The sequence below is a fragment of the Mesorhizobium sp. YR577 genome (assembly GCF_900116595.1).
Classification (GTDB): domain Bacteria; phylum Pseudomonadota; class Alphaproteobacteria; order Rhizobiales; family Rhizobiaceae; genus Mesorhizobium_M.
Genome location: NZ_FPBI01000024.1, coordinates 45,267 through 68,245 on the forward strand (window position 1 = coordinate 45,267; position 22,979 = coordinate 68,245).

Here is a 22,979-nt window from a genome sequence, read left to right on the forward strand (position 1 = left end):
CTTTATTCCTTCACGAAAAGCTGGCGCGGCACGTTGGCCAGGCACTCCACGCCGGTTTCGGTGATCAGGATGCTTTCGGTGATCTCCAGCCCCATCGTTTCCAGCCACAGGCCGGTCATGAAGTGGAAGGTCATGCCGGGTTTCAGCTCGGTCTTGTCGCCGGGGCGCAGGCTCATCGTGCGCTCGCCCCAATCCGGCGGATAGGAAAGCCCGATCGAGTAGCCGGTGCGGTTGTCCTTGACGATGCCATACTTCTTCAGCACCGCGAAGAAAGCATTGGCGATGTCCTCGCAGGTGTTGCCGGGCTTTGCCGCAGCAAGACCGGCTTCCATGCCCTCCAGCGTCGCCTTCTCCGCATCGAGGAATTCCTGCGTCGGCTTGCCGAGGAAAACGGTGCGCGACAGCGGCAGGTGATAGCGATTGTAGCAGCCGGCGATCTCGAAGAAGGTGCCCTCGCCCGACTTCATCGGCTTGTCGTCCCAGGTCAGATGCGGCGCTGACGCATCGACGCCCGACGGCAGCAGCGGCACGATCGCCGGATAATCGCCGCCAATGCCATCAACACCGCGCGTGCCGGCGTCATAGATTTCGGCAACCAGATCGCATTTGCGCATGCCGACCTCGATCTTGTCGACGATGCGTTGGTGCATGGCTTCGACGATGCGCCCCGCCTTGCGCATATAGTCGATCTCCTGCGCGCTCTTGATCGCGCGCTGCCAGTTCACCAGCGCTGTCGTGTCGACGAAGCGCGCATTCGGCAGATGCTTCTGCAGCGCGGCGTAGGCGGCGGCCGAAAACCAGTAATTGTCCATCTCTACGCCGATGGTGAGCTTGTCCCAGCCGCGCGACGCAAGCGTCTCGGACAAAAAGTCCATCGGATGACGCTCGGTCGACTGCACGTAATGGTCGGCGTAACCGACGATGTTGTCATGCGCGAGATAGGCCGTGCGCTTGGCGCCGTTGGCGTCCTGCCCGCGCCCGTACCAGACCGGCTCGCCCTGCGGCGGCACGATCACCGCCTGATGCACGTAGAACGACCAGCCGTCGTAACCAGTCAGCCACGCCATGTTGGACGGATCGCTGACGATCAGCAGATCGACGCCCTTGGCTTCCATGGCGCGCCGCGTCTTGGCGAGGCGATCGGCATATTCGCCGCGCGAAAATTTGAGGTTTGGTCCGGTCATTCTCTGTCGTTTCCTCGTGTTTTTGGGCCGATGGCCAAAATCAGCTTTCGAAGGTGGTGCCCGCGCCAGCCGCCTTGGCGCGGTCGCTTGCCAGCGTGGCGATTGCCGTGTCCTGCACGCCTGTACCGGTCAGGTCGGCGACAGTGATGTGCCGGTCCGACGCGCGGCCCGGCTTCGCTTTCGCGATCACCTCGCCGAGTTCGGCAAACACCGCGCTCTCCTCGACCAGTCCTGCCTTGATCGCGTGATGGAGTTCGCCCAGCAGCCGCGTCTGGCTCAGCCTGTCGGCGACGTAGAGATCGGCCTTGGCAATGATTGCGGGATCGAGTTCGTTCTTGTGCTCGGAATCCGAACCCATGGCGGTAATATGCTGCCCGGGCTCCAGCCATTTGGCTTGCAGGATCGGACGGTCGGAAGGTGTGGTGGTGATGATGATATCGGCGCCCGCTACCGCCTTTTCGGCGTCGGGTTCGGCGCGAACCGCAATTCCAAGGCGTTCGGCAAACTGCTGCGCCGCGATCTCGGCCTTGCCCAGATCGCGCGCCCATATGCGTGCTTCCTTGATCGGGCGTACCAGGGTGAGCGCCTCAAGCTGCAAACCGGCCTGAACGCCTGCGCCAAAAATCGCGGCTATCAGCGAATCCTCACGCGCCAGATGCTTTGCCGCAACCGCACCGGCAGCCGCGGTGCGCACGTCGGTGAGATAGCCATTGTCGAGCAGCAGCGCCTCGACCAGACCGGTTCGCGCCGAGAGCAGCACCATCATGCCGTTCAGGCTCGGCAGTCCAAGCTTGGGATTGTCGAAGAAACCGGGACTGATCTTGATGGCGAAGCCGTCGATGCCCGGCACATAGGCCGTCTTCACGTCGACCTCGCCGCGATGTTCGGGAATGTCGAGCCGCAGGATCGGCGGCATGGCGACCGCTTTCGTCGCCAGCGCATGGAAAGCGTTTTCGACGCAGGCGACCGCTTCCAGATCGAGCGTGACGATCTTGCGCAGATCGCCTTCGGTGAGGATGGTCATGCGGCTCATGCGGCGATCTCCGCAAACGGGTCGCGCTCGCCGCAGACGATCTTCCGGTGCAATTCCATGTCGATGTTGCGTCCGGACAGGACCAAGACGACCGGGCCGCTCGATTTAATCTTGCCGGCAAGCAGCGCGCCGATGCCGACAGCCGCTGCCCCTTCCACGATCTCGCGCTCGACCGCGTAGGCATGCCGGATCCCGGCTGCGATCTCGTCTTCGGACAGCAGCACCAGATCGTCCAGCAGGTCGCGGCACATCGCAAATGTCAGGCGGTTGTCGAGGCCGATGCCGCCGCCGAGCGAATCGGCAAGGCTCTGCATTTCCTTTACCAGCACCGGCCGGCCAGCGTCGAAGCTCGCCTTCATCGCCGCGCCGCGTTCCATAGAGACGCCGACGACTTTTATGGAAGGTTTGAGGCCCTTGACGGCAGCAGCGATGCCGGCTCCAAGCCCCCCGCCCGAAACCGGCACCACCACCGTCACGGTGTCCGGCACGTCGTCGAGCATTTCCAGCCCGATGGTTCCCTGACCCGCGATGACCGCCGAATGATCGAACGGCGGTACCATCACAAGTTGCCTTTCAGCCACCAGACGGTCAACCTCTTCCTGCGCATCGTCCTGGGATTTTCCAACGATGCGTATCTCGGCACCCAGCCTGCGGATTTCATCGACCTTGTTCTGCGGCACCAGACTGGACATGCAGATGATCGCGCGGATGCCTTCCAGCGAGGCGGCATAGGCCAGCGCGCGGCCATGGTTTCCGGTCGATGCGGCCACAACGCCGCGCCGCTTCTCGTCCGATGAGAGCGAGGCGATGGCGTTGGATGCGCCGCGCAATTTGAATGCACCGGTTGTCTGGTGATGCTCGAGCTTCAGGAAAACCGGCACGCCGGCGATCTCCGACAGCGCCACGGACTGCACGGTGGGCGTGTGGACGATCTTGCCGGCGATGCGTGAACGCGCGGTCTGGATGTCGTGAAGGGTAACGAAATCAGTCATGGCAAATCAGTCTGCCGCCAGCGGCATGGTCATCAGCCGGCCGAGTTCTGGATGCGCTTTGTCGTCTCCGCACAGGCGCAGACAGTTCCAGGCGCTGGCGAGATTGCTGGTAACGACAGGCCTGCCGATCGCCTCCTCGATATCGGCAGCAACGCCCGCAGCCCGCAGAGCCGTGCAGGAAATGAACAGCGCTTCCGCACCCGGCGCGATGGCATCGCGCGCCAGCTCGATGAGCAAAGCAGGCGGTATCCGCGCCATCTCGCGATCGTCGTCGAAACCAAGGCAGGTGAAGTTGACGAGCTCAAAACCGTGGCCGGCAAAGTAAGCCGCCATTGGCCGGCTCGTCTCGACCGTATAGGGCGTCAGCACGCTGATCTTGCCGACGCCGAGCGCCCGCAGGCCGCGCACGCTGGCCAGGGTCGGCGTAACGACCGGCACACCGGGCTTTGCCGCCTGGATTGCCGCCGTTATTTCGTCGTCGCCGATCACCGCCGAAGCGGAGGTGCAGGAATAGCAGATCGCGTCGAGTTCCTCGCCCGGCAGGATCAGCCTTGCGCCTTCGGTCAGCGACGGCTGCATCTTGCGCAGGTTTTCCGGCGTCGTCGGATTGGCGTAGTCGATGCGGGCGACATAGACGCCGATGCGTGGACCGGCGACCATGCGCTGGAAATCGACCTCCGATGTGTGGTCGGTCGCAAGCGCGATCAGGCCGACACGCTTCGCCATCGGGCGATCGTCGAGCATCGGGCGCGCCTGGCTCATCCTGATTTCGGGCAATGGCTTCATGATCTTCAACCTATCCGCCCATACCGCCGTTCCAGCCAGCGCAATGCGAAGACCGAGATCAGGCTGATGATGAGGAAGAATGCGCCGACCATGGTGATCGGCTCGACATAGCGGTAGCTGGAATTGGCGACGCTCTTGGCCTGGTTCATCAGTTCCAGCACGGTGATGGCAGAGAGCAGCGGCGTTTCCTTGAACATGGCGATGAAATAGTTCGCCAGCGCCGGGATCATCGGCGGCAGAGCCTGCGGCAGGATGATCTGCGTCCAGGTCTGGCGCGCGCTCAGATTGCAGGCCTTCGCCGCCTCCCACTGGCCGCGCGGCACATTGTCCATGCCGGCGCGGTAAACTTCCGCCGTGTAGGTACCGTAATGCAGCCCAAGCCCGATCACGCCCGCCACCATTGGCGATAGCGTGATGCCGATATCGGGCAGCACGTAGAAGATGAAATAGAGCTGGACCAGAAGCGGCGTGCCGCGAATGAATTCCGCAAGAAAGCCGACCGGCCGCGACAGCAGCTTGTTCGGCGAGCGGCGCGCCAGCGCGATGCCCAGCCCGACGACCGCCGCCAGCACAGAGCCGAGCAGCGTCGCCAGAATAGTGATCTTCACGCCCTGGATAAGGGTCGGCATGATCTGCCAGACGAAATCCCAATCCCACTCCATGGTCAGCTCCTCACGCCGTCGAGGCCGCGTGCCATGCGGCGTTCGAGCGCGCGCATGCCGTAGGAAATCACGCAGGCGATGGCGAAGTAGAGGATCAATATGGTGGTGAAAGGCACCAGCGTGTTGCCGGTTTGGGCGCGCACCACCTGCGCCTGAAAGGTCATGTCGGTGAGCGAAATCAGCGAAACGACGGCGGTCGCCTTCAGAAGCTCGATCGCATTGTTGCCGAAGGTCGGCAGCATCAGGAGAAACGCCTGCGGCAGGATGACGTGGCGCATCGCCTGCCAGCGGCCGAGATTGAGCGCAACGCAGGCTTCATATTGTTCGCGGCCGATGGACTGCACCGCACCGCGCACCACTTCGGCTCCATAGGCGCCGACATTCAGGCCCAGCGCCAGCACGCCGGCCTGCAGCGGCGTCAGCGTGATGCCCATGAACGGCAGCACGAAATAGGCCCAGAAAAGCTGGACGAAAATCGAGGTGCCGCGAAAAAACTCGATATAGGTCGTGGCCAGCGCCCGCACCGCCCAGAAGCGCGACAGGCGGCCGAGCCCCGCGACGAAGGCCATCACCAGCGCCAGCGCAGAGCCCATCACCGTCAGTTCGACGGTGATGACGGCGCCTTGCAGGATGAGGCCTAGATATCCGGACCAGTCGATCATGAATTCAATGGTTTCCCAGATCGGTGATTTTGCGCGGAGGCGGTTTCAGTTGCTTCTCGCCGGTTGAGGAAAAAACAATCGCATACGGCACAGCTTACCCCCACTCCGTCTCGCTACGCTCGACACCTCTCCCCCTCAAAAGGGGAGAGGAAGGGCGCCTAGCTTTGCGGCCGGCTTTTCCTCTCCCCCGTCGATCGGGGGAGAGGTGGCTCGGCGAAGCCGAGACGGAGTGGGGGTCGAACTCTGCCTTACTTTGCCGCGCAGAGCTTTTCGCGCGTCGTCGACATCGCGGCCTTGGCCGAGAAGCCGTAGGGCTCGATGATCTTGGCGAATTCGCCGGATTCCTTCAGCTTGGCGAGCTCCACGTCGAAGGCATCGCGCAAAGCTTCGTCGCCCTTCTTGAAGGCGGCGCCATCGCAATAGACCGGCGCGCCGACGACTGGAGCAACGACTTCGAGGCTCGGGTCGTTGGCCTTCTTGACGAGATCGTTGATCGACAGAACCGGCAGCGAATAGGCGTCGATGCGGCCGTCCTGCAGCATCTTCAGGCCGCTCTGGCCGTCCGGAACGACGATGACGCGGTCACGCGGCACGCCGGCTTCGAGCGCCAGCTTTTCCTCGGTGCCGCCGCCCGGCGCGCCGATGGTGCCCGACGGGTCCTTGGCGATGTCGGCATAGCTCTGGAAACCCTTGGGGTTACCCTTCTTTAAGAGGAAGGCTTCGGCGTCGCACAGCACTGGCTCGGAATAGGCGACTGCAGCACAGCGCTCAGGCTTCATGAAAAGCCCGGCGGTGACCGCATCATGGCGGCCGGCCTGCAAGCCAGGGATCATCGCGCCATATTCCGAGATGGAGGCCACGACATCGGCGACGCCGAGGCGCTTGAAGATTTCACGCGCCACGTCGGGGGCCGCGCCCGAAACCTTGCCATCCGCTCCAACCGCGGTGAAAGGCGGCTCGTTGGCGATGGCGATGCGGGCAAAGCCTTGCGCCTTCAGCTGCTCCAGCTTGCTGTCGTCAGCCGAAACCGGCCCAGTCGCGACAAAGGCAGCAAGCGCGACCACGCAGGCCGTTCCTGCCAATAAAACCTTGATCTTGTTCATAGTTCCCAGCTCCATTTCGTTTCTTGTGGTTGTATTTCGAGCGGCCCCGCCGCCCATGCATTGCGGTCAGACGCGGTGTCCGGCCGCTATGATCTTTCGGAGAAAAGCCTGCGTGCGTTCCTGCTTGGGATGGCGGAAGATGTCGTCGGGCTTGCCCTCCTCGACGATCTTGCCGCGATCGAAAAACAGCACGCGGTCGGCGAAATCATGGGCAAAGCCCATTTCATGCGTCACCAACAGCATCGTCATGTCGGTCTCGGCCGCCAGCTTGCGCATGACGTTCAGCACTTCCTCGACCAGTTCCGGGTCGAGTGCGGAGGTGACTTCGTCGAACAGCATGATCTTCGGCGACAGCGCCAGCGCACGGGCAATCGCCACGCGCTGCTTCTGGCCGCCGGAAAGCTGCGCCGGCATCGACTTCGCCTTGTCGGCCATGCCGACCATGTCGAGCAGTTCCATCGCCCGCTTTTCCGCGTCGGCTTTTTTCACGCCCTTGGTCAGCATCGGCGCCAGCGTGACGTTCTCGATGACGGATTTGTGCGGAAACAGGTTGAACAGCTGGAAGACCATGCCGATCTTCTGGCGCATTCTGGCCAAATGCCGCTCGTCGGCCGGCAGCAGCTGGCCGTTGCGCTCCATATGGTAGAGATGCTCGCCGTCGATCTGGATGTGACCGCCATCGATGCTTTCCAGCGTCATCAGGATGCGCAGGATCGTCGTCTTGCCGGAGCCGGACGGCCCGATCAGCGCCAGCTTCTCAGCCGGCTTGACCTCCAGCGAGAGGCCGTCGAGCACCCTGAACGAGCCGAAGCTCTTGGTGATGCCGTCGATCTTGATGATAGGCTGGGACATGTGTCTCTCCTGTTGGGAGAAGCGAATGCCCAAACGATGGGGAGTTTATGAAATCATGTCAATTCATAAAATAATATCATGACAATTTTTCGAAATATGCTGGATTTCAAGGCATTTTGTCTAAATCGCCAGCAGCAGCAATTCAGGATCGCCGAGCAGCAACTTAGCCACCACGCCCAGCCCTGCCCGCAATTCGCCTTCGGTCGTCGAGCCGAGCGAGATGCGCACGGCCGGCTGCCACTCGCCTTGCGAGATGCGGAATGAAACGCCGGGCGCGATCGCAACGCCCTGAAGCCGCGCCTGCGAGACGAACCCCTCCTCCGTGCGCTGGTCGGGCAGCGGCAGCCAGATGTGCAGGCTGTCGCGGTGCGCCAGATAGCCGACACCGCCCAGCATCTCGGTCGCGATCTCGTGGCGGCGGCGAAGCGCTTCGCGCTGCCAGCGGACCAGTTCCATAGCCGTTCCGTCCGCCACCCAGCGCGAGGCGATCTCGACCACTATGGGCGTCGCCATCCAGTTCGAGACGAGATGACGGTTGGCGACGGCTGCCACATAACGGTCCGGCGCGACCAGATAGCCGACGCGCAGGCCCGGCACGACGATCTTGGTGAAGCTGGTGACATAAAGCGTGCGTTCGGGTGCGAAATAGGCCATCGGCGGCGCGCGATCCTGCACCAGCGGGCCAAGCACGTCGTTCTCGATGATCGCGATGTCGTGCCTCCGCGCGACCTCGGCGATTTGCGAACGCCGCACCGAACCCATCAGCGTCGCCGTCGGGTTGATCACGGAAGGTTGCACGAAAACGGCCCGGATCGGCGATTTCCGGCAGGCTTCGTCAAGCGCTTCGGGGATCATGCCCTCGTCGTCGATCGCCAGCCCTTCCAGGTCGAAGCCGAGATAGGTCGCAAGCGGTATCAGCGTATGGTGGCCGATCGCCTCGGTGGCGACGATCGAACCGGGCGGCGCAACACTCATCAGCGCAACCGTCATGCCGGCCGTGGCGCCGTTGGTGATGCTGATATTCTGCGGCGACACCTCCAGCCCGCAGCCCCTCAGCCAGTCCGCGGCAATGGCGCGATGGCGCGGGAACACAACGTTCGGTCGGAAGGACAAAGCTGCACTGGACGTCAAATTCTCCGAAAGCCAGCCCAGTGCCTGCTTCATCTTCTCGATATGCATCGGCTCGCAGACGGGTTTCAGGATCGACAGGTCGATCACCTCTCCAAGCCGCTCCGGCAGATAGGGCGGGTCCGGTTCCTTGCGCTGCGTCTGCACGAAACTGCCGCGCCCGATCTCGCCCGAGATCAGCCCGCGCCGTATAAGCTCCTCATAGGCGCGGCTGACGGTCTGGACCGAGAGTTTCAGGTCGTCGGCCATGCGCCTGTGCGTCGGCAATCTTGCCCCGCTTTCAAGGCGTCCATCATGGATCGCCCGCGCAATCTGTTCGGCAAGCGAAAGATAGGCGGGGCGGCGAATGAGAGCAGGATCCGGGCGCCAGAATGTCATGATTTATATGAGACCATAATCAGTGCAATTGACAATCGAAAAAATGCGCGGTCATGGTCCATCGACGGAATTCACAGGCAAGCCATGTCCTCGATAAAACTCGATCCTATCGATCTGCGCATTCTCGATGCGATCCAGCGCGACGGGCGCATCACCAAGCTGGCGCTTGCCGAGCGGGTCGGCCTGTCGCCCACGCCATGCTGGATGCGGCTCAGAAAACTGGAAAAAGCCGGCATCGTCACCGGCTATCACGCCAAACTCGCCATGCGGCTGGTGGCACCTGTCGCCACGGTGCTGATGGAGGTGACGCTCGGCGCGCACCGGCAGGCCGATTTCGACCGTTTCGAGCGCGCGATCCGCGACATTCCCGAAATCGTCGCCTGCTGGTCGGTCGGCGGCGGCGTCGACTATGTGCTGAAGGTCATGGCGCGCGACATCGATGCCTATCAGCGGCTGGTCGACGGCCTCCTGGAGCGCGAGCTCGGCATCGACCGCTACTTCACCTACATCGTCATCAAGACGGTGAAGGAAGAGACCGCGCTGCCGCTCGAGGAATTGCTGCCGCCGGACGCCAGCCAATAGTCGATCTCTCTGGCAACGAGCGCCGCGCTAGACAATCTCTCTCCTGGCGTCCCCCGGAAAAGTCTCTTTCTCCGGTCCGCCGCGCCTACCCTCCGGGTGAACAACTTCGGAGGAACCCGATGCCCGCCCAATTCGCTCGCGCCCATCGACAGGATGCCCTCGATCGCCTTGCCGACCGCCGCCTGCTGCGCGAACTCGCCTATGTCGACGGACACTGGACGGCTGCCGAAACCGGCCAGACCTTCGAGGTGCGCAATCCCTCGAATGGCCAGACCTTCGCCTGGGTTGCCTCGCTGGATGCCGCCCAGACCTCGCAAGCCATCGATGCAGCCAGCCGCGCTTTCCCCGCCTGGCGTTCGCTTCTGCCGCAGCAGCGCTCGGCGATCTTGCGAAAATGGTTCGAGCTGATCATCGCTGCGAAGGAAGACCTCGCCTTGATCATGACGCTGGAACAGGGCAAGCCGCTCGCCGAATCCCTTGGCGAAATCGACTATGCCGCATCCTTCATCGAGTGGTACGCCGAGGAGGCAAAGCGCCTCAACGCGGAGAGCGTCACCAGCCATTTGCCCAACGCTGAGATGATCGTTCGCCGCGAGCCGCTTGGCGTCGTCGGCGTCGTCACGCCTTGGAATTTCCCATCAGCAATGCTGACCCGCAAGGCCGCCGCAGCGTTGGCCGCCGGCTGCACGATCGTTGCCCACCCCTCCTCCGAGACGCCGCTTTCAGCGCTCGCATTGGCCGAACTTGGCGAGCGCGCCGGCCTGCCGGTCGGCGTGTTCAACATCGTCACCGGCAATGCGGCCGCAATCGTCGGCAGGCTTTGCGAGGATGCGCGGGTTCGCGCGCTCAGCTTCACCGGTTCGACCGAGATCGGCCGGCTGATCGCCGCCCAATGCGCCCCGACCATGAAACGCCTCGTCATGGAACTCGGCGGGCACGCACCGTTGATCGTCTTCGATGATGCCGATCTGGATCGTGCCGTGAAAATCGCCATCGACGCCAAATTCGCGACCTCCGGGCAGGATTGCCTGGCCGCCAACCGCATCTATGTGCAACGCTCCGTCTATGATGCCTTCTGCACCAAATTCGCCGAGCGCATCGCCGCGCTCAAGGTCGGCGACGGCCTGAGCGACGGCGTCGACATCGGCCCGCTTATGCATGAACGCGCCATCGCCAAGGTCGAGGAACAGGTCGCCGATGCCATAAAACGCGGCGCGCGTTGCCTGACCGGCGGCAAGCGCATCGAGCCCGGCGCACTGTTTTATCAGCCGACCCTGCTCACGGACCTCACCGACAATGCGCTCATCATGCGCGAGGAAACTTTTGGACCGGTCGCTGCCGTCACGCCATTCGACACCGAGGACGAAGTGATCGCCCGTGCCAATGACACCGAATACGGCCTTGTCGCCTATGTCGTCACCGAAAATGGCGCCCGCCAGTTGCGGCTCGGCCGCGCGCTGGAATACGGCATGGTCGCCATCAACCGTGTAAAGATCACCGGCGCGCCGATCCCCTTCGGCGGCGTCAAACAGTCCGGCCTCGGCCGCGAAGGCTCTCGCCACGGGCTGGAGGCTTTTACCGAACTCAAATATCTCTGCCTCGACGCAGCCTGAAACAATCACGCAAGGAAAACTGCCATGCTCGAACAGTCGAACGAACTCGCCGCCTGGGATCGCGACCACTTCTTCCATCCCTCGACCCATATGGGCACCCATGCGCGCGGGGAATCGCCCCAGCGCGTGATTGCCGGCGGTGAAGGCGTCTACATCACCGACACCACGGGCAAGCGCAGCCTCGATGCCTTCGCCGGGCTCTACTGCGTCAATGTCGGCTATGGCCGCCAGAAGATCGCCGATGCGATCGCCGAGCAGGCAAAGAACCTCGCCTATTACCACGCCTATGTCGGCCACGGCACGGAAGCCTCGATCCGGCTTTCCAAGATGATCATCGACCGCGCGCCCGCCGGCATGAGCCGCGTCTATTTCGGCCTCTCCGGCTCGGACGCCAACGAAACCAACATCAAGCTGATCTGGTACTACAACAACGTGCTCGGCCGGCCGGAGAAGAAGAAAATCATCTCGCGCTGGCGCGGCTATCACGGCTCCGGCGTCATGACCGGCTCGCTCACCGGGCTGGAACTCTTCCACAACGCTTTCGACCTGCCGCGCGCGCCGATCCTGCACACCGAAGCGCCCTATTATTTCCGTCGCGCCGACCGTTCGATGAGCGAGGAGCAGTTCTCGCAGCATTGTGCTGACAAGCTCGAGGAAATGATCCTGGCCGAGGGACCGGAAACCGTTGCCGCCTTCATCGGCGAGCCGATCCTTGGCACCGGCGGCATCGTGCCGCCGCCCGCCGGCTACTGGCAGAAGATCCAGGCCGTGCTGAAGAAATATGACATTCTTCTTGTCGCCGACGAGGTCGTCACCGGTTTCGGCCGGCTCGGCACCATGTTCGGCTCCGACCATTACGGCATGAAGCCGGACCTCATCACCATCGCCAAGGGACTGACCTCGGCCTATGCGCCGCTGTCGGGCGTCATCGTCGCGGACAAGATGTGGCAGGTACTCGTTCAGGGTTCGGACAAGCTCGGCGCGCTCGGCCATGGCTGGACCTATTCGGCACATCCGATCTGTGCGGCTGCGGGTGTTGCCAATCTGGAACTCATCGACGAACTGGATCTGGTGACGAATGCCGGCGAAACCGGCGCTTACTTCCGCGCCGGGCTCACGGAAGCGCTCGCCGGCCACAAGCATGTCGGCGAAGTGCGCGGCGACGGCATGCTGGCTGCGGTGGAATTCGTCGCTGACAAGGACGACCGAGTGTTCTTCGACGCCTCGCAGAAGATCGGCCCGCAAGTCGCAACCGCCCTTGCCGAGCGCGGCGTCATCGGCCGCGCCATGCCGCAAGGCGACATCCTCGGCTTTGCGCCGCCGCTCTGCCTGACAAGGGAAGAGGCGGATAAGGTGATCGCCGCTGCTGCGGACGCGGTGAAGAGCGTGTTTGCGAATAACTAGTTCTTGAAAGCCAGCGCCGCCCCTCATCCGCCTGCCGGCACCTTCTCCCCGTAAACGGGGAGAAGAAGGAAGCGGAAGCGTCGCGGCCAGCCTTCCTCTCCCCGTCACTATACGGGGAGAGGATGCCGGCAGGCAGGTGTGGGGCAGCGCAAACACCAATCAGGAAGCATCAACATGCCCACCACATCCTCCCTCCCCGTCACCATGCGCGCCGTGCAACTCACCGGCCACGGTGGTCCTGAAAAGCTGGTCTATCGCGAGGACGTACCCGTTCCCGCCCCCGCTCCCGGCGAAGTGTTGATCGAGGTTACCGCCTGCGGCATGAACAACACCGACGTCTGGGTGCGCCAGGGCGCATACGGCACCGAGGAAGACGCCGGCGCGGTTTCCACATGGCGCCGGCAAGGCAACACGCTGACCTTCCCCCGCATCCAGGGAACCGACAGCGTCGGCCGGATCGTGGCGGTCGGTGACGGCGTTTCGCCATCGCGCATCGGCGAGCGCGTGATGGTCGATTTCTCGATCTACAACCGCGAAGACGATAGCCTCGCCGACATCGATTATATGGGCCATGGCCGCGACGGCGGTTACGCCGAGTATCAGGCACTGCCGGCGGAAAACGCCCATGTCGTTGACACGGCGATGACCGATATCGAACTTGCCACCTTCTGCTGCGCCTATCTCACCGGCGAGCAGATGCTGGAGCGGGCCGGCCTGAAAGCCGGCGAGCGGGTGCTGGTCACCGGCGCGTCGGGCGGCGTCGGCTCGGGCATCGTCCAGCTTGCCCGAGCCCGCGGCGCCATTCCCTACGCGATCGTGGGGCCTGGCAAGGAACAGGCGGTCAAGGATATCGGCGCGGAGGCCGTCATCACGCGCGGCGCGCCCGACCTGATCGCGGCGGTGAACGAGACGACCGGCGGCCAGCCCATCGATGTCGTTGCCGATCTCGTCGGCGGCGCGATCTTCAACGATCTCCTGCGCATCCTGCGCCCGGAAGGCCGCTACACCACGGCGGGTGCGATTGCCGGGCCGGTCGTGCAGCTCGATCTGCGAACTATGTATCTCAAGCAGCTTCAGCTGCATGGCTCGTCGCAGGGCACGCGGGGCGATTTCCGGCGGATCGTGCGCTACATCGAGCAGGGTCTGATCAAGCCGCTGGTCGGTGGCGTCTACAAGCTCTCCGACTTTCACCGCGCGCAGGCCGATTTCGTTGCCAAGGATTTCGTCGGCAAGCTCGTCGTGGTTCCTGACGCGAAAGCCGATTTCTGACGCAACTTTGGGGCTGAAATGGCCGGTTTGCCTGCGTCTTTCGGCCATTCTCCCCCAGTTGGGACTTGAAGCCGGGGCAATCCGGTGTCACATCAGGGGCTTATGCGGCCGATGCTCCTTCGGCCATCCGCAAGCTCTAGGTTCTATCTATGGTCACCTATCTGGACGCCGCCACGGCCCCGTCACGAAACACCGGACAGATCCGCCTCTATGGCGCGGAGGCGTTCGAGGGCATGCGCAAGGCCTGCAACCTCACCGCCCGCTGCCTGGACGAGCTGGCATCGATGGTCGAGCCCGGATTGACCACGAACGCCATCGACCGTTTCGTCTTCGAATTCGGCATGGACAATGGCGCCCTGCCCGCGACGCTGAACTATCGCGGCTACACGAAATCCACCTGCACCTCGATCAATCACGTCGTCTGCCACGGCATTCCCGACGACAAGCCGCTGCGCGATGGCGATATCGTCAATATCGACGTGACCTATATCCTCGACGGCTGGCACGGCGATTCCAGCCGTATGTATCCGGTTGGCACCATCAAGCGCGCCGCCGAGCGCCTGCTCGAAGTCACCCATGAATGCCTGATGCGCGGCATTGCCGCCGTGCGCCCCGGCGCGCGCACCGGCGCGATCGGCGCCGCCATCCAGACCTTTGCCGAGGCCGAGCGCTGCTCGGTGGTGCGCGATTTCTGCGGTCACGGCGTCGGCCAGCTTTTCCACGATGCGCCGAACATCCTGCATTACGGCAGCGTCAACGAAGGCGTAGAGATGCGCGAAGGCATGATCTTCACCATCGAGCCGATGATCAATCTCGGCCGCCCGCATGTGAAGGTGCTATCCGACGGCTGGACCGCCGTCACCCGCGACCGCTCGCTGTCGGCGCAGTACGAGCACACAGTCGGCGTGACTGCGACCGGTTGCGAAATTTTCACGCTGTCACCCAAAGGGCTCGACCGTCCCGGTTTGTCTTCCTAATATTCTCCTCGGGGCTTGCCGCTTCACGCGGCTGCATACGGGGGAATGCTGGGCATGATCGACGACCGGGAGGACGAGCGCGGCTTCTTTGCCGAGCAGCCGCCGAGACCTTTGAAATCCGCCAAGCCGGTTGAAGAAAAGCCGCATTATCTCGGCCATCGCCAGCGCCTGCGCGAACGGTTTCGCGAAGCGGGCCCATCGGCCCTTTCCGACTACGAAATACTGGAGCTGCTGCTTTTCCGCTCCATTCCGCGCGCGGACACGAAGGAACGTGCCAAGTCGCTGCTGAAACGGTTCGGTTCGCTGGCCGAAGTTCTCGGCGCGCCGGAGCATCTGCTGCGCGAAGTCGAAGATATCGGCGAAGGCGCTGCCATGGACCTGAAGATCGTGGCGGCCGCCGCGCAGCGCATGGCGCGCGGCGAAATCAAGGGCCGCGAAGTTCTGTCGTCGTGGAGCCAGGTGCTGGAATATTGCCGCGCCGCCATGGCTTTCGAGGAACGCGAGCAGTTCCGCATCCTCTTTCTCGACAAGAAGAACGCGCTGATCGCCGACGAGGTGCAGCAGACCGGCACGGTCGACCACACGCCGGTCTATCCGCGCGAAGTGGTGAAACGGGCGCTGGAGCTGTCGGCCACCGCAATCGTCCTGATCCACAACCATCCTACTCGTGCTAATTCAATCACGGTGTATCACGCTACTACCCATTGAATCATATGCATTTTCTGACTTGTCGAAGAGTCGGATATCATGGCATATTGGGGTCGGTTTTTAGGGGATCGAGAGCCCTTTTGACCCCAGTCGCCGACCCCTACTACCCCTCTGGCGACCCCACTTGGAACACGATGGGAGAGCCTAGTGCCAAGCCTGACAGATGGAGAAATCCGCCGCGCCCTGAAACAGGTAGAACAAACCGGAAAACAGCTAAGTCTTGTTGATGGCGAGGGGCACGGCACCGGCCGTCTCGTCTTGGTAATGAAACCTATGCCAACTAGGGTCACGGCAGACTGGATGGCGCAACAATGGCGTGATCAGAAGCGCCTCAAGAAAAAACTCGGATCATACCCGTCTATGCCGCTAAAAGGGGCGCGCGAGGTCTTCGACCGGGACTTCGCTGGCATGATCCAAAAGGGACGCAGCATCAAGATCGCCGGAGACACGCGACCTGGGACCGTCGCCGATCTCTTCGAGGCGTACGTGTCCAATCTGAAAGAGTCGGGAAAACCCTCGTGGAAGGAGGTCGAAAAAGGTCTGAACAAGATTGCCGACACGTTAGGTCGGAATCGGCCGGCCCGAGACATTGAACCCGATGAACTCACTGAATTGATCCGACCGATCTACGATCGTGGCAAGCGCTCCATGGCAGATCACGTCAGAAGCTACATCCGATCGGCATATAGCTGGGGTTTGAAGTCCGAGCACGATTATCGCAGCACATCGAAGCGGCGTTTTCGCCTTGCCTATAATCCGGCTGCCAATATCCCAACTGAACCAAAGAACGTCGGCACACGCTGGCTCGACGAGAACGAATTCCTTCGCCTATATCGATGGCTCGAATGCCCCGATACACCCGTTCATCCGCCTTACGCACGTGCCGTTCGCGTCCTGATGCTCACCGGGCAGCGCGTCGAAGAAATCGCTAGGCTGAATGTCGATCAATGGGACGCCAAAGAGCGGATCATCGACTGGTCAAAGACCAAGAATGGCAAGCCGCACGCCATTCCCGTCCCTGCAGTGGCGGCAGAGTTGATAGAATCGATCAAACCCAACGCCCATGGGTGGTTTTTCCCATCTGCGACCGATCCTTCTAAGCCCGTTAGTCACGGTACTCTTTACGCATTCATGTGGCGCCAGCGCGAGCGCGAGGTGATCCCGGTCGTAACAAACAGGGATTTGCGCCGAACCTGGAAGACACTCGCGGGAAAGGCCGGACTCTCGAAGGAAATCCGCGATCGGCTGCAGAATCACACGCTTCAAGACGTCAGCTCCAAGAGCTATGATCGCTGGAACTATATGCCAGAGAAGCGGGTCGCGATGCAGAAGTGGAACACTTTCGTCAAAACCTTATTGAGCAAAAGGCGTTTGAAGGCGGCCACGTAAGCCTTCGCTACTACCCACTGTTGGTTTTCACTGAGAACTGCCCCGGTATAAGGCCAAAGCCTGCAATTGGCTTATCCAGGTTGCTCGCCGACTACCTCGAAAACCGAGAGTGCCTCGTGCCTACCTTTTGCTGATGCGGAGCCCAAGGCTCGAAAGGAAATTCGGTCCGAACACTGTCGCATAACGGCTTCGCTGGCGAGAATCGACGTTCCGTAATTCTTGTTCAGTCCCTCCAGGCGAGAAGCAACGTTTATGGTGTCACCCATGGCCGTGTATTGAAGACGGTCGGTTGCTCCCACGCTTCCGACGACGGCCGTCCCCGTGTGTATTCCGAATCTCGTGCGGAATTCCGGCAAGCCTTCGCTTCTCTGTTTCTGATTGAAAAGATCAAGTGCCCGCTGCACCGCGAGAGCGCAACGGCAGGCATTGATGGCATGCTCACCATCGGCGATCGGAGCATTCCACATGGCGAAGACCGAGTCGCCGAGGAACTGGATGATCGAGCCGTTATGCGCCGTCACCGCGTCGTCGAAGATATCGAAATATTCCGACAGCATGGCTACCACCTGCTCGGGCGAATGGGCTTCGCTGATCGTGGTGAAGTCATAGATGTCGGTGAACAGCGCAGTGACCTCCTGCCGCGATGCCGTCCGCCCGCTGAAGGATCCCGCCTGAATACCCTTTCGAACAAACTCCTTAGGCACATAAAGCGCGAAGGTAAAAATTGCATCTCGCGCCCTGTTCATGGCGTGGCTGAGTGACCTGATTTCCCTGACATGCGAATTCACATTCACCGGCGTCGCAAAGTTCAGATTCTGGAGCCGGTCGGCGCTGTCCGTCAGAAGATGAAGCGATTTGGTGATCAAACGGGAGACAAAGAGCGCCAACAAAATCGCCGCGACCACAACCATCCCCGAGATCAGTAGCGCACGAACCAGGGAACCGCGCGCCTCTGCGGTAAGTTCATTCATCGGCGCAGCAACAACCACACGGTGCCGGGCCAAAAACAGCGCCGATCTGAGGGGAGTTACGAGCACGAGGAAGGTGCGGCCGTCGGCTTCGACAATCCTCGGCTCATTCGTCCAGGAATCGTCAGAGCGGATGCTCTCGACGATGGCGTCAGGTTCATCGGGTTTCTTCCCTGACATGAGCCTCTGCATGTACTGCCGGTCCGAATGGATGACCGGATTGCCCGAGGTGTCGACGATGAACGAGATCGTTTGCGGCGTGATGCGTTCCGCGGCGAGGAAATCGGTGATTGTGTCAAGGATGATGTCGACGCCGATGACGACCCGCCGGTTGGCGCTGTGCGATTGCGCCAGGGTCATGCCGAGCGTGTCTGTGGTTGCCATCCGGTAGGGTCCGATGGATACCGGAGTCGCTATGCCCGCCGCCGCCATGTACCAGGGGCGCGTTCGCGGATCGTAATCAAATGGCCCCGGCGCTCTCTCCGCGATCACCGCGCCAAATGCATCCTGGAAAATCACCGTCTCAAGGGCGCTATCGCGTTGCGGCTGCACGACGCGGATCGCGAAGTCCGCGCCCTTGGGAGCCGAGAGTACCGCAGTCCAGCCCGGTGTGCGAAGATTGACCACATGAAAGAACGAGCCGTCCGGATAACCGGCATAACCACCGTCGAGAAATGGCGCGCGCTTGATGATTTCCCGAAGCAGGCGGGCCTTGTCGTCCAACCTTTCGGGCAGCGGCGAGGAGACCAATGCGTTCGGAAGCGACGCAATCAACCCGATTGAGGCGGTCGTCTGGTTCGAAAGCGCATTGAAACGTTCGACCAGACGCGCAGAGAAAACGTTCATCGAAACCTTCGCATCCGCGATGGCGGCGGCGCGCGAGCGATAATAATTAAGGCCGATGAGAGCAGCCGAAACAACGAGGATGAGGGCGACGGTGGTGATGGCAAGCAGGGTCTGAAGCGACTGGCTCCAGCCCGAACGGTCGACAGAGGGAGCAGACTGTTGGCGTTGGCCTACTTCCGCTAATTCATCCAATGAGCCATTCATGGAGGCTGCGGGTCAGAATTTACCGGTGATGTCGAACATGATCGCATTGCCCCTCATGCGGTTCTCAACGTGGACTTCGTTCGCCCAGCGCAGGCCAAAATCGATCTCAGTCCTCTCGCCGAATTTAGCCTTGTACTTCACAAATGGCCCGACTGCGATGGAACGGCCTTTGAACCCGTCCCGAGCATCGGCAAAGGCGCTGTCGTCGTCCTCGATCTGGTAGAGGAAGCCGGCGAGCGCGCCGATGGAGAAATTCTCGGTCACGCTCTTGGTCACGGCCAGATCGAGATGCGCCATCGCGCCGCTGTAATAGTCCGTGTCCGGATTGCGCGTGTTTATGTCAATGCCGAACTTCGCCGACAGGTCCAACCCATGCTCGGGGATGAGACGGGTAAAGCCGATCGACGGCGTGAAGGTCCAGTAGTTGAGGCCGATAAAGGCGAGATCGCCCTCCTTCCATTCTCCGGTTGGAGCTGTAATCGTGAGGGACGTGGAAAAGAACGTGTTCATTGCGTCATTGTGCCAGCCGAACACGACTGGCGCGATCGAGATGTCACCAAGGCCCGTGACCTCCTGGTCAGTTTGGAAGCGTCCCAGCGCGGCTCCCGCTTTCGTCCAGCCGATCGGTACCGCAGCCTGGACGGCATAGGTCCAGTTGCCGGGCAGGTCGAGTTCGGGCACGTAGACGCCCGCCAGCGCTGTGACCCACTGGTCGGCCTCAAGTCCGAAGGCAATGTTACGATCACCAAAAGGCACCTGTGCGCTCGTGCTGCCGTGATAATAGATGTTCGATACACCCCAGTAGACGCCCGGCGCGGGCGGCACGATGCCAGCTCCGGGTCCTGCGTACAGTCCGGGAACATAACGGCCCGCAACGGCTTCGGTAGCGCCCGCCTCCTGCGTCCAAAAAATGGCGACAGCCGCAGCCGCGGCAAAGATGCGTGGCATCGCGTTTGAGATCATTCCCTCTCCCCATTCTAGAAATTAACCAATGACAGGCCGACCTCGACATTGAAGTTATACGGCCGATCGTCGCCAACGCCGACACCTGGCCTGATGTAGCCGTTGAGAGCCGCGCCACTGTTGAACTTCGCCAGATTGCGGCCGAAGTTCAACTCCCATGAAACAGGGGTGGCGTCTGTCTCGAAATCGTAGCTCACGGTCGTGTCAGACGTGATCCACCAGCGCTCTCCATGAGGCCGGTAGACAAAATAAAGATCGAAATCGCCCCGGTTGACGTCAGCGCGGTTGTCCTCACCAGCGAAGGAGAGATTGTGGATGTATGCCGGGGCGACGATGACTTCCGGGCTGGCGAAGTAGGCCCATGTGATGCCCGGAGCCGCGACCCATTTTCCGGTCCCCAGCACATCTTCCGAAGCGGTTGGCGCGTAGACCTCGGTACTCAGGATAAAGGCCTGGTGTCTACTGACATAAGGAATCCAGGACAATTTCCCTGAAATGTCGCCAATGCCGAATTCATCATCTCCAGTCACGTCGGTTGCATCCAGAGGCAAAGTCAGGCGTAAACCAACCTTTCCGTCGAAGAAAGGCTCGGTGTAACGGAGCAGGGTCTGGTTGTAATACTCATCACCCAGCAGGAATCGGTACTCGTTGGAGATTGAAAGGGTTCTGGTGATTTCGGCTGGATTGGTACCGGAAGTGTCCTTCGCCTCCTGGGCGACTGCCGATGACGAGAGACTGGCAGCTATCAGCAGGCCGAAGATGCTGGATCGGATCATTGGTATATCCCCTTCCGACTGAGCGTTACCCGCACAGCATTCCCTTTTCCTTCTGCACCGCCGGTGGCACCCAGTTGACCTCAAAATACTCCTTGCGCCGTCAATAAAGAAGCATGAGTAGGTGAACGGTGCCTTGCCGACCGGAGCCAGTTGGCCTCCTTTTTTGCCTGGCGAATCGGCCTGGATGTAAACATCGAACGAGCCGTCGGTATTGGCAACCATCTTGTCTCGACCGCCCGTCGCCTGTCGCTTCAGCGTATTTGGAATGAAGTAGCCGTCGATGTAGTAGGCCGTCACCGACCAGAAGGCGTCCACGGGAGCAGCTTGCCTTTCTCGAAGCGCAACGGGGCATCTCCTGCGGCGGATTCTGTCATATTTGAAGCCCCTCTGAATGTAGGATCGTAGCTCTCCCACGGCAGCAATTGTATTGCCCTTCAGTCCAACTAGGCATGTCGGTGCGTCGACCTATAGTTGGCAAGGTGCCAATGCGAGGAAGCACTTCGCGAAGAAAGAACCCCCTGTCGAATTTCAGTTTGCAGCTGGCAAGACGGCCAACACAGTCACCCCGCGGCGTTAGGGCCCTTCCCCATAACGGAACAACAAAAAGGTGCAGCCAATGCCAGAGCTGCGATTTTCGTCGGTCACGACCGGCGAAATTCGAACTTCCAAAATTACGCTGGCTTTGACCCAATATTTGATGGACCAAAGGGCAACTATCCGCCCTGTCCCAAACTGGCATTATGACCGGCCATCCGGGAACTGATGGCGGGGCGGGTGAAAAGCCGTTGAACGGCGCGGAGGAAACGCAGTGAAGCTTAATCTCACTTTGCGCCTGAGCGGCACCCTCCTGGCACTGCAGGCATTCTGTGGGGCTGGTTTCGCAGCTGATCTTGTGGTCGGCATGCCAAACTGGCCGTCCGGGCAGGCATCCGCCAACATCATAAAGTATGGAATCGAAAAGAAACTGGGCCTGGATGTCGAGGTTCGCGAGATGGGAACGCTCTCGATCTTCGCGGGTCTGGATACAGGCGAAGTCGATGTCCATACGGAGGTCTGGCTGCCCAATCTCGATTCTGTCGTGAAGAGATACGTGGATGACAGGAAAACCGTCGAGCTCAGTCCGAAGGGTGTTGCTGCCACACAAGGAATCTGTACGACCCGTGAAACCGTGGACAAGCACGGGATCAAGGACATTTCGGATTTGAACGACCCTCGTAAGACGTCCGTTCTCGACACGGATGGCGATGGACAGGGTGAAATCTGGATTGGTGCTGAGACCTGGTCATCAACGACCATCGAAAGGATACGAGCCGAGAGCTACGGCTACTCAAAGACTGTGAAATTGCTTGAAATGCCGGAAGAAGTGGCGATGGCCGCCGTCGATGCCGCCGCCGCAACAGACGAGCCGATCGTTTTCTATTGCTACAGCCCGCATCACGTCTTCGATCTCCACGACATCGTCCGGCTAACCGAGCCTGAGCATGACGATGCCAAGTGGAAGATCGTCCTGCCAAGTGATGATCCCGCAGGCTGGCTCTCCAAATCCAGCGCTGCCGTCGCCTGGCCACCGTCACAATTCCACATTGCCTTCGCGACAAAAACTGCTGAGCGCTTGCCGAAGGTCGCGTCGTTTCTCTCCAACATTGACTTCACGCCGAAGGAAATCACGGAGATGAGTTACGCACTTGAGGTGGAAAGGCAGGATCCAGCCGCATTCGCAAAACAATGGGTGGCATCACACGGCGACCGTCTGGACACCTGGTCAAAATAGAGAGTCGAGGTTGGTACTGATGACAATCCTGCACCGAACTTCCTTGTCCCCCAAAACCGTCCGCCATGGCCTCGGAGCGACGGTAGGAACCAGCCTGGCCATTGCGGTCGCAGTCTGGGCGACACTTGCATATGCAGCCGAGACACAGATATTTGATCCAAAAACCCACAAATGGGTTCAGTATGACCGAAAGAAAGCAAGGTCGTACTATGCAGCGCACAAACAGGTTCCGGAGGCCTTTCGGCGTCAGGTCGTGAAATTCAGGACAGCCGAAAAACCCGGCACCATCATTATCGACGGGAACCAACATTTTCTCTACCTGGTCCAACCGGATTTTACCGCCATTCGCTACGGGATCGGCGTTGGCCGCGAAGGTTTTGGCTGGGCAGGCATTGTGCGGGTCGGCCGCACCGCGGAATGGCCGACGTGGACACCTCCCGCCGAAATGGTTGCCCGCGATCCGAACGCCGCAAAATGGGCCAGTGGCCAGCCTGGCGGGCCGGACAACCCACTCGGTGCAAGAGCACTTTATCTCTACCAAGGTGATCAGGACACGATCTACCGGATCCATGGCACCCCCGAGCCTTGGACTATTGGCCTTGATGTCTCATCGGGATGCATTCGGATGAACAACGACGACATCGTCGACCTGCATTCCAGGATTGAAATCGGAGCAAAGGTCGTCGTCCTGATGCAGGGTGCGTCGCTTTACAAGGGAGTTTGACCATC

Annotated in this window: 21 protein-coding genes; 9 read left to right on the forward strand and 12 right to left on the reverse strand. The window is 61.1% G+C overall.

Translation table 11 applies throughout. From position 1 onward, the window contains the following. Positions 1 to 2: 2 nt before the first annotated feature. From doeA to BM413_RS26365, 9 genes are all read right to left on the reverse strand, one after another. Positions 3 to 1,184 carry an ectoine hydrolase DoeA gene (gene doeA / locus BM413_RS26325; RefSeq protein ID WP_091917829.1) on the reverse strand — a complete coding sequence of 394 codons (1,182 nt, stop codon included), beginning with the start codon at positions 1,182 to 1,184 and terminating at the stop codon, positions 3 to 5. A gap of 40 nt (positions 1,185 to 1,224) precedes the next feature. Continuing rightward, complete coding sequence (gene eutC, locus BM413_RS26330) at positions 1,225 to 2,217, reverse strand: ectoine utilization protein EutC (RefSeq protein WP_091917830.1); 993 nt, start codon at positions 2,215 to 2,217, stop codon at positions 1,225 to 1,227. Further along, a complete protein-coding gene (gene eutB / locus BM413_RS26335) occupies positions 2,214 to 3,209 on the reverse strand; it encodes a hydroxyectoine utilization dehydratase EutB (protein ID WP_091917831.1) in 996 nt (331 codons plus the stop codon). The genes eutC and eutB overlap by 4 nt, the downstream gene beginning before the upstream one ends. A 6-nt stretch (positions 3,210 to 3,215) precedes the next feature. Next, entirely contained in the window at positions 3,216 to 3,995 is a 780-nt protein-coding gene (gene eutA / locus BM413_RS26340) for an ectoine utilization protein EutA (protein WP_091917858.1), read from the reverse strand. A gap of 5 nt (positions 3,996 to 4,000) precedes the next feature. Next, positions 4,001 to 4,657, reverse strand: a complete 657-nt coding sequence (gene ehuD, locus BM413_RS26345; RefSeq protein ID WP_091917832.1) for an ectoine/hydroxyectoine ABC transporter permease subunit EhuD — start codon at positions 4,655 to 4,657, stop codon at positions 4,001 to 4,003. Positions 4,658 to 4,659: 2 nt separating this feature from the next. After that, a complete protein-coding gene (gene ehuC / locus BM413_RS26350) occupies positions 4,660 to 5,319 on the reverse strand; it encodes an ectoine/hydroxyectoine ABC transporter permease subunit EhuC (protein ID WP_091917833.1) in 660 nt (219 codons plus the stop codon). A 248-nt stretch (positions 5,320 to 5,567) separates the two neighbouring features. Further along, positions 5,568 to 6,422, reverse strand: coding sequence for an ectoine/hydroxyectoine ABC transporter substrate-binding protein EhuB (gene ehuB / locus BM413_RS26355; RefSeq protein WP_091917834.1), 855 nt, complete (start codon positions 6,420 to 6,422; stop codon positions 5,568 to 5,570). 66 nt (positions 6,423 to 6,488) lie between these two features. Beyond that, entirely contained in the window at positions 6,489 to 7,274 is a 786-nt protein-coding gene (gene ehuA / locus BM413_RS26360; protein WP_091917835.1) for an ectoine/hydroxyectoine ABC transporter ATP-binding protein EhuA, read from the reverse strand. Between the two features lie 120 nt (positions 7,275 to 7,394). Continuing rightward, positions 7,395 to 8,780, reverse strand: a complete 1,386-nt coding sequence (locus tag BM413_RS26365) for a MocR-like ectoine utilization transcription factor EhuR (RefSeq protein WP_091917836.1) — start codon at positions 8,778 to 8,780, stop codon at positions 7,395 to 7,397. An 84-nt stretch (positions 8,781 to 8,864) separates the two neighbouring features. On the opposite strand from BM413_RS26365, the gene BM413_RS26370 reads away from it, so the two are divergent. The 7 genes from BM413_RS26370 (at position 8,865) to BM413_RS26400 (ending at position 16,722) form a co-directional block, all read left to right on the forward strand. Beyond that, positions 8,865 to 9,362 (forward strand): Lrp/AsnC family transcriptional regulator, encoded by a 498-nt coding sequence (locus BM413_RS26370; protein ID WP_091917837.1) that lies wholly within the window; start codon positions 8,865 to 8,867, stop codon positions 9,360 to 9,362. Positions 9,363 to 9,481: 119 nt separating this feature from the next. Further along, a complete protein-coding gene (locus BM413_RS26375) occupies positions 9,482 to 10,975 on the forward strand; it encodes an NAD-dependent succinate-semialdehyde dehydrogenase (RefSeq protein WP_091917838.1) in 1,494 nt (497 codons plus the stop codon). Positions 10,976 to 10,999: 24 nt separating this feature from the next. Further along, positions 11,000 to 12,379: an aspartate aminotransferase family protein gene (locus BM413_RS26380; RefSeq protein ID WP_091917839.1), complete on the forward strand. Its 1,380-nt coding sequence runs from the start codon at positions 11,000 to 11,002 to the stop codon at positions 12,377 to 12,379. A gap of 174 nt (positions 12,380 to 12,553) precedes the next feature. Further along, positions 12,554 to 13,648 (forward strand): alcohol dehydrogenase family protein, encoded by a 1,095-nt coding sequence (locus BM413_RS26385; protein WP_091917840.1) that lies wholly within the window; start codon positions 12,554 to 12,556, stop codon positions 13,646 to 13,648. A 149-nt stretch (positions 13,649 to 13,797) separates the two neighbouring features. After that, positions 13,798 to 14,625: a type I methionyl aminopeptidase gene (gene map, locus BM413_RS26390; protein WP_091917841.1), complete on the forward strand. Its 828-nt coding sequence runs from the start codon at positions 13,798 to 13,800 to the stop codon at positions 14,623 to 14,625. 54 nt (positions 14,626 to 14,679) lie between these two features. Continuing rightward, positions 14,680 to 15,333: a JAB domain-containing protein gene (gene radC / locus BM413_RS26395; protein ID WP_175544446.1), complete on the forward strand. Its 654-nt coding sequence runs from the start codon at positions 14,680 to 14,682 to the stop codon at positions 15,331 to 15,333. A gap of 147 nt (positions 15,334 to 15,480) precedes the next feature. Then, on the forward strand, positions 15,481 to 16,722 hold the full coding sequence (locus tag BM413_RS26400) for a site-specific integrase (protein WP_091917842.1): 1,242 nt from the start codon (positions 15,481 to 15,483) through the stop codon (positions 16,720 to 16,722). Between the two features lie 71 nt (positions 16,723 to 16,793). Here the strand turns inward: BM413_RS26400 and BM413_RS26405 are convergent, their stop codons facing one another. The 3 genes from BM413_RS26405 to BM413_RS26415 are packed head-to-tail and all read right to left on the reverse strand — an operon-like array spanning position 16,794 to position 20,794. Beyond that, entirely contained in the window at positions 16,794 to 18,740 is a 1,947-nt protein-coding gene (locus BM413_RS26405; RefSeq protein WP_091917843.1) for an adenylate/guanylate cyclase domain-containing protein, read from the reverse strand. Between the two features lie 12 nt (positions 18,741 to 18,752). Next, the gene (locus BM413_RS26410; RefSeq protein WP_091917844.1) at positions 18,753 to 19,703 is read right to left on the reverse strand and encodes a SphA family protein; all 951 of its coding nucleotides are present in this window, start codon (positions 19,701 to 19,703) and stop codon (positions 18,753 to 18,755) included. 14 nt (positions 19,704 to 19,717) lie between these two features. After that, positions 19,718 to 20,794: a DUF1214 domain-containing protein gene (locus BM413_RS26415; RefSeq protein ID WP_244538031.1), complete on the reverse strand. Its 1,077-nt coding sequence runs from the start codon at positions 20,792 to 20,794 to the stop codon at positions 19,718 to 19,720. 511 nt (positions 20,795 to 21,305) lie between these two features. Here BM413_RS26415 and BM413_RS26425 point away from each other — a divergent pair. Then, entirely contained in the window at positions 21,306 to 22,250 is a 945-nt protein-coding gene (locus BM413_RS26425) for an ABC transporter substrate-binding protein (RefSeq protein WP_280141859.1), read from the forward strand. A gap of 19 nt (positions 22,251 to 22,269) precedes the next feature. Beyond that, complete coding sequence (locus BM413_RS26430) at positions 22,270 to 22,974, forward strand: L,D-transpeptidase (RefSeq protein ID WP_244538032.1); 705 nt, start codon at positions 22,270 to 22,272, stop codon at positions 22,972 to 22,974. Positions 22,975 to 22,979: the final 5 nt, after the last annotated feature.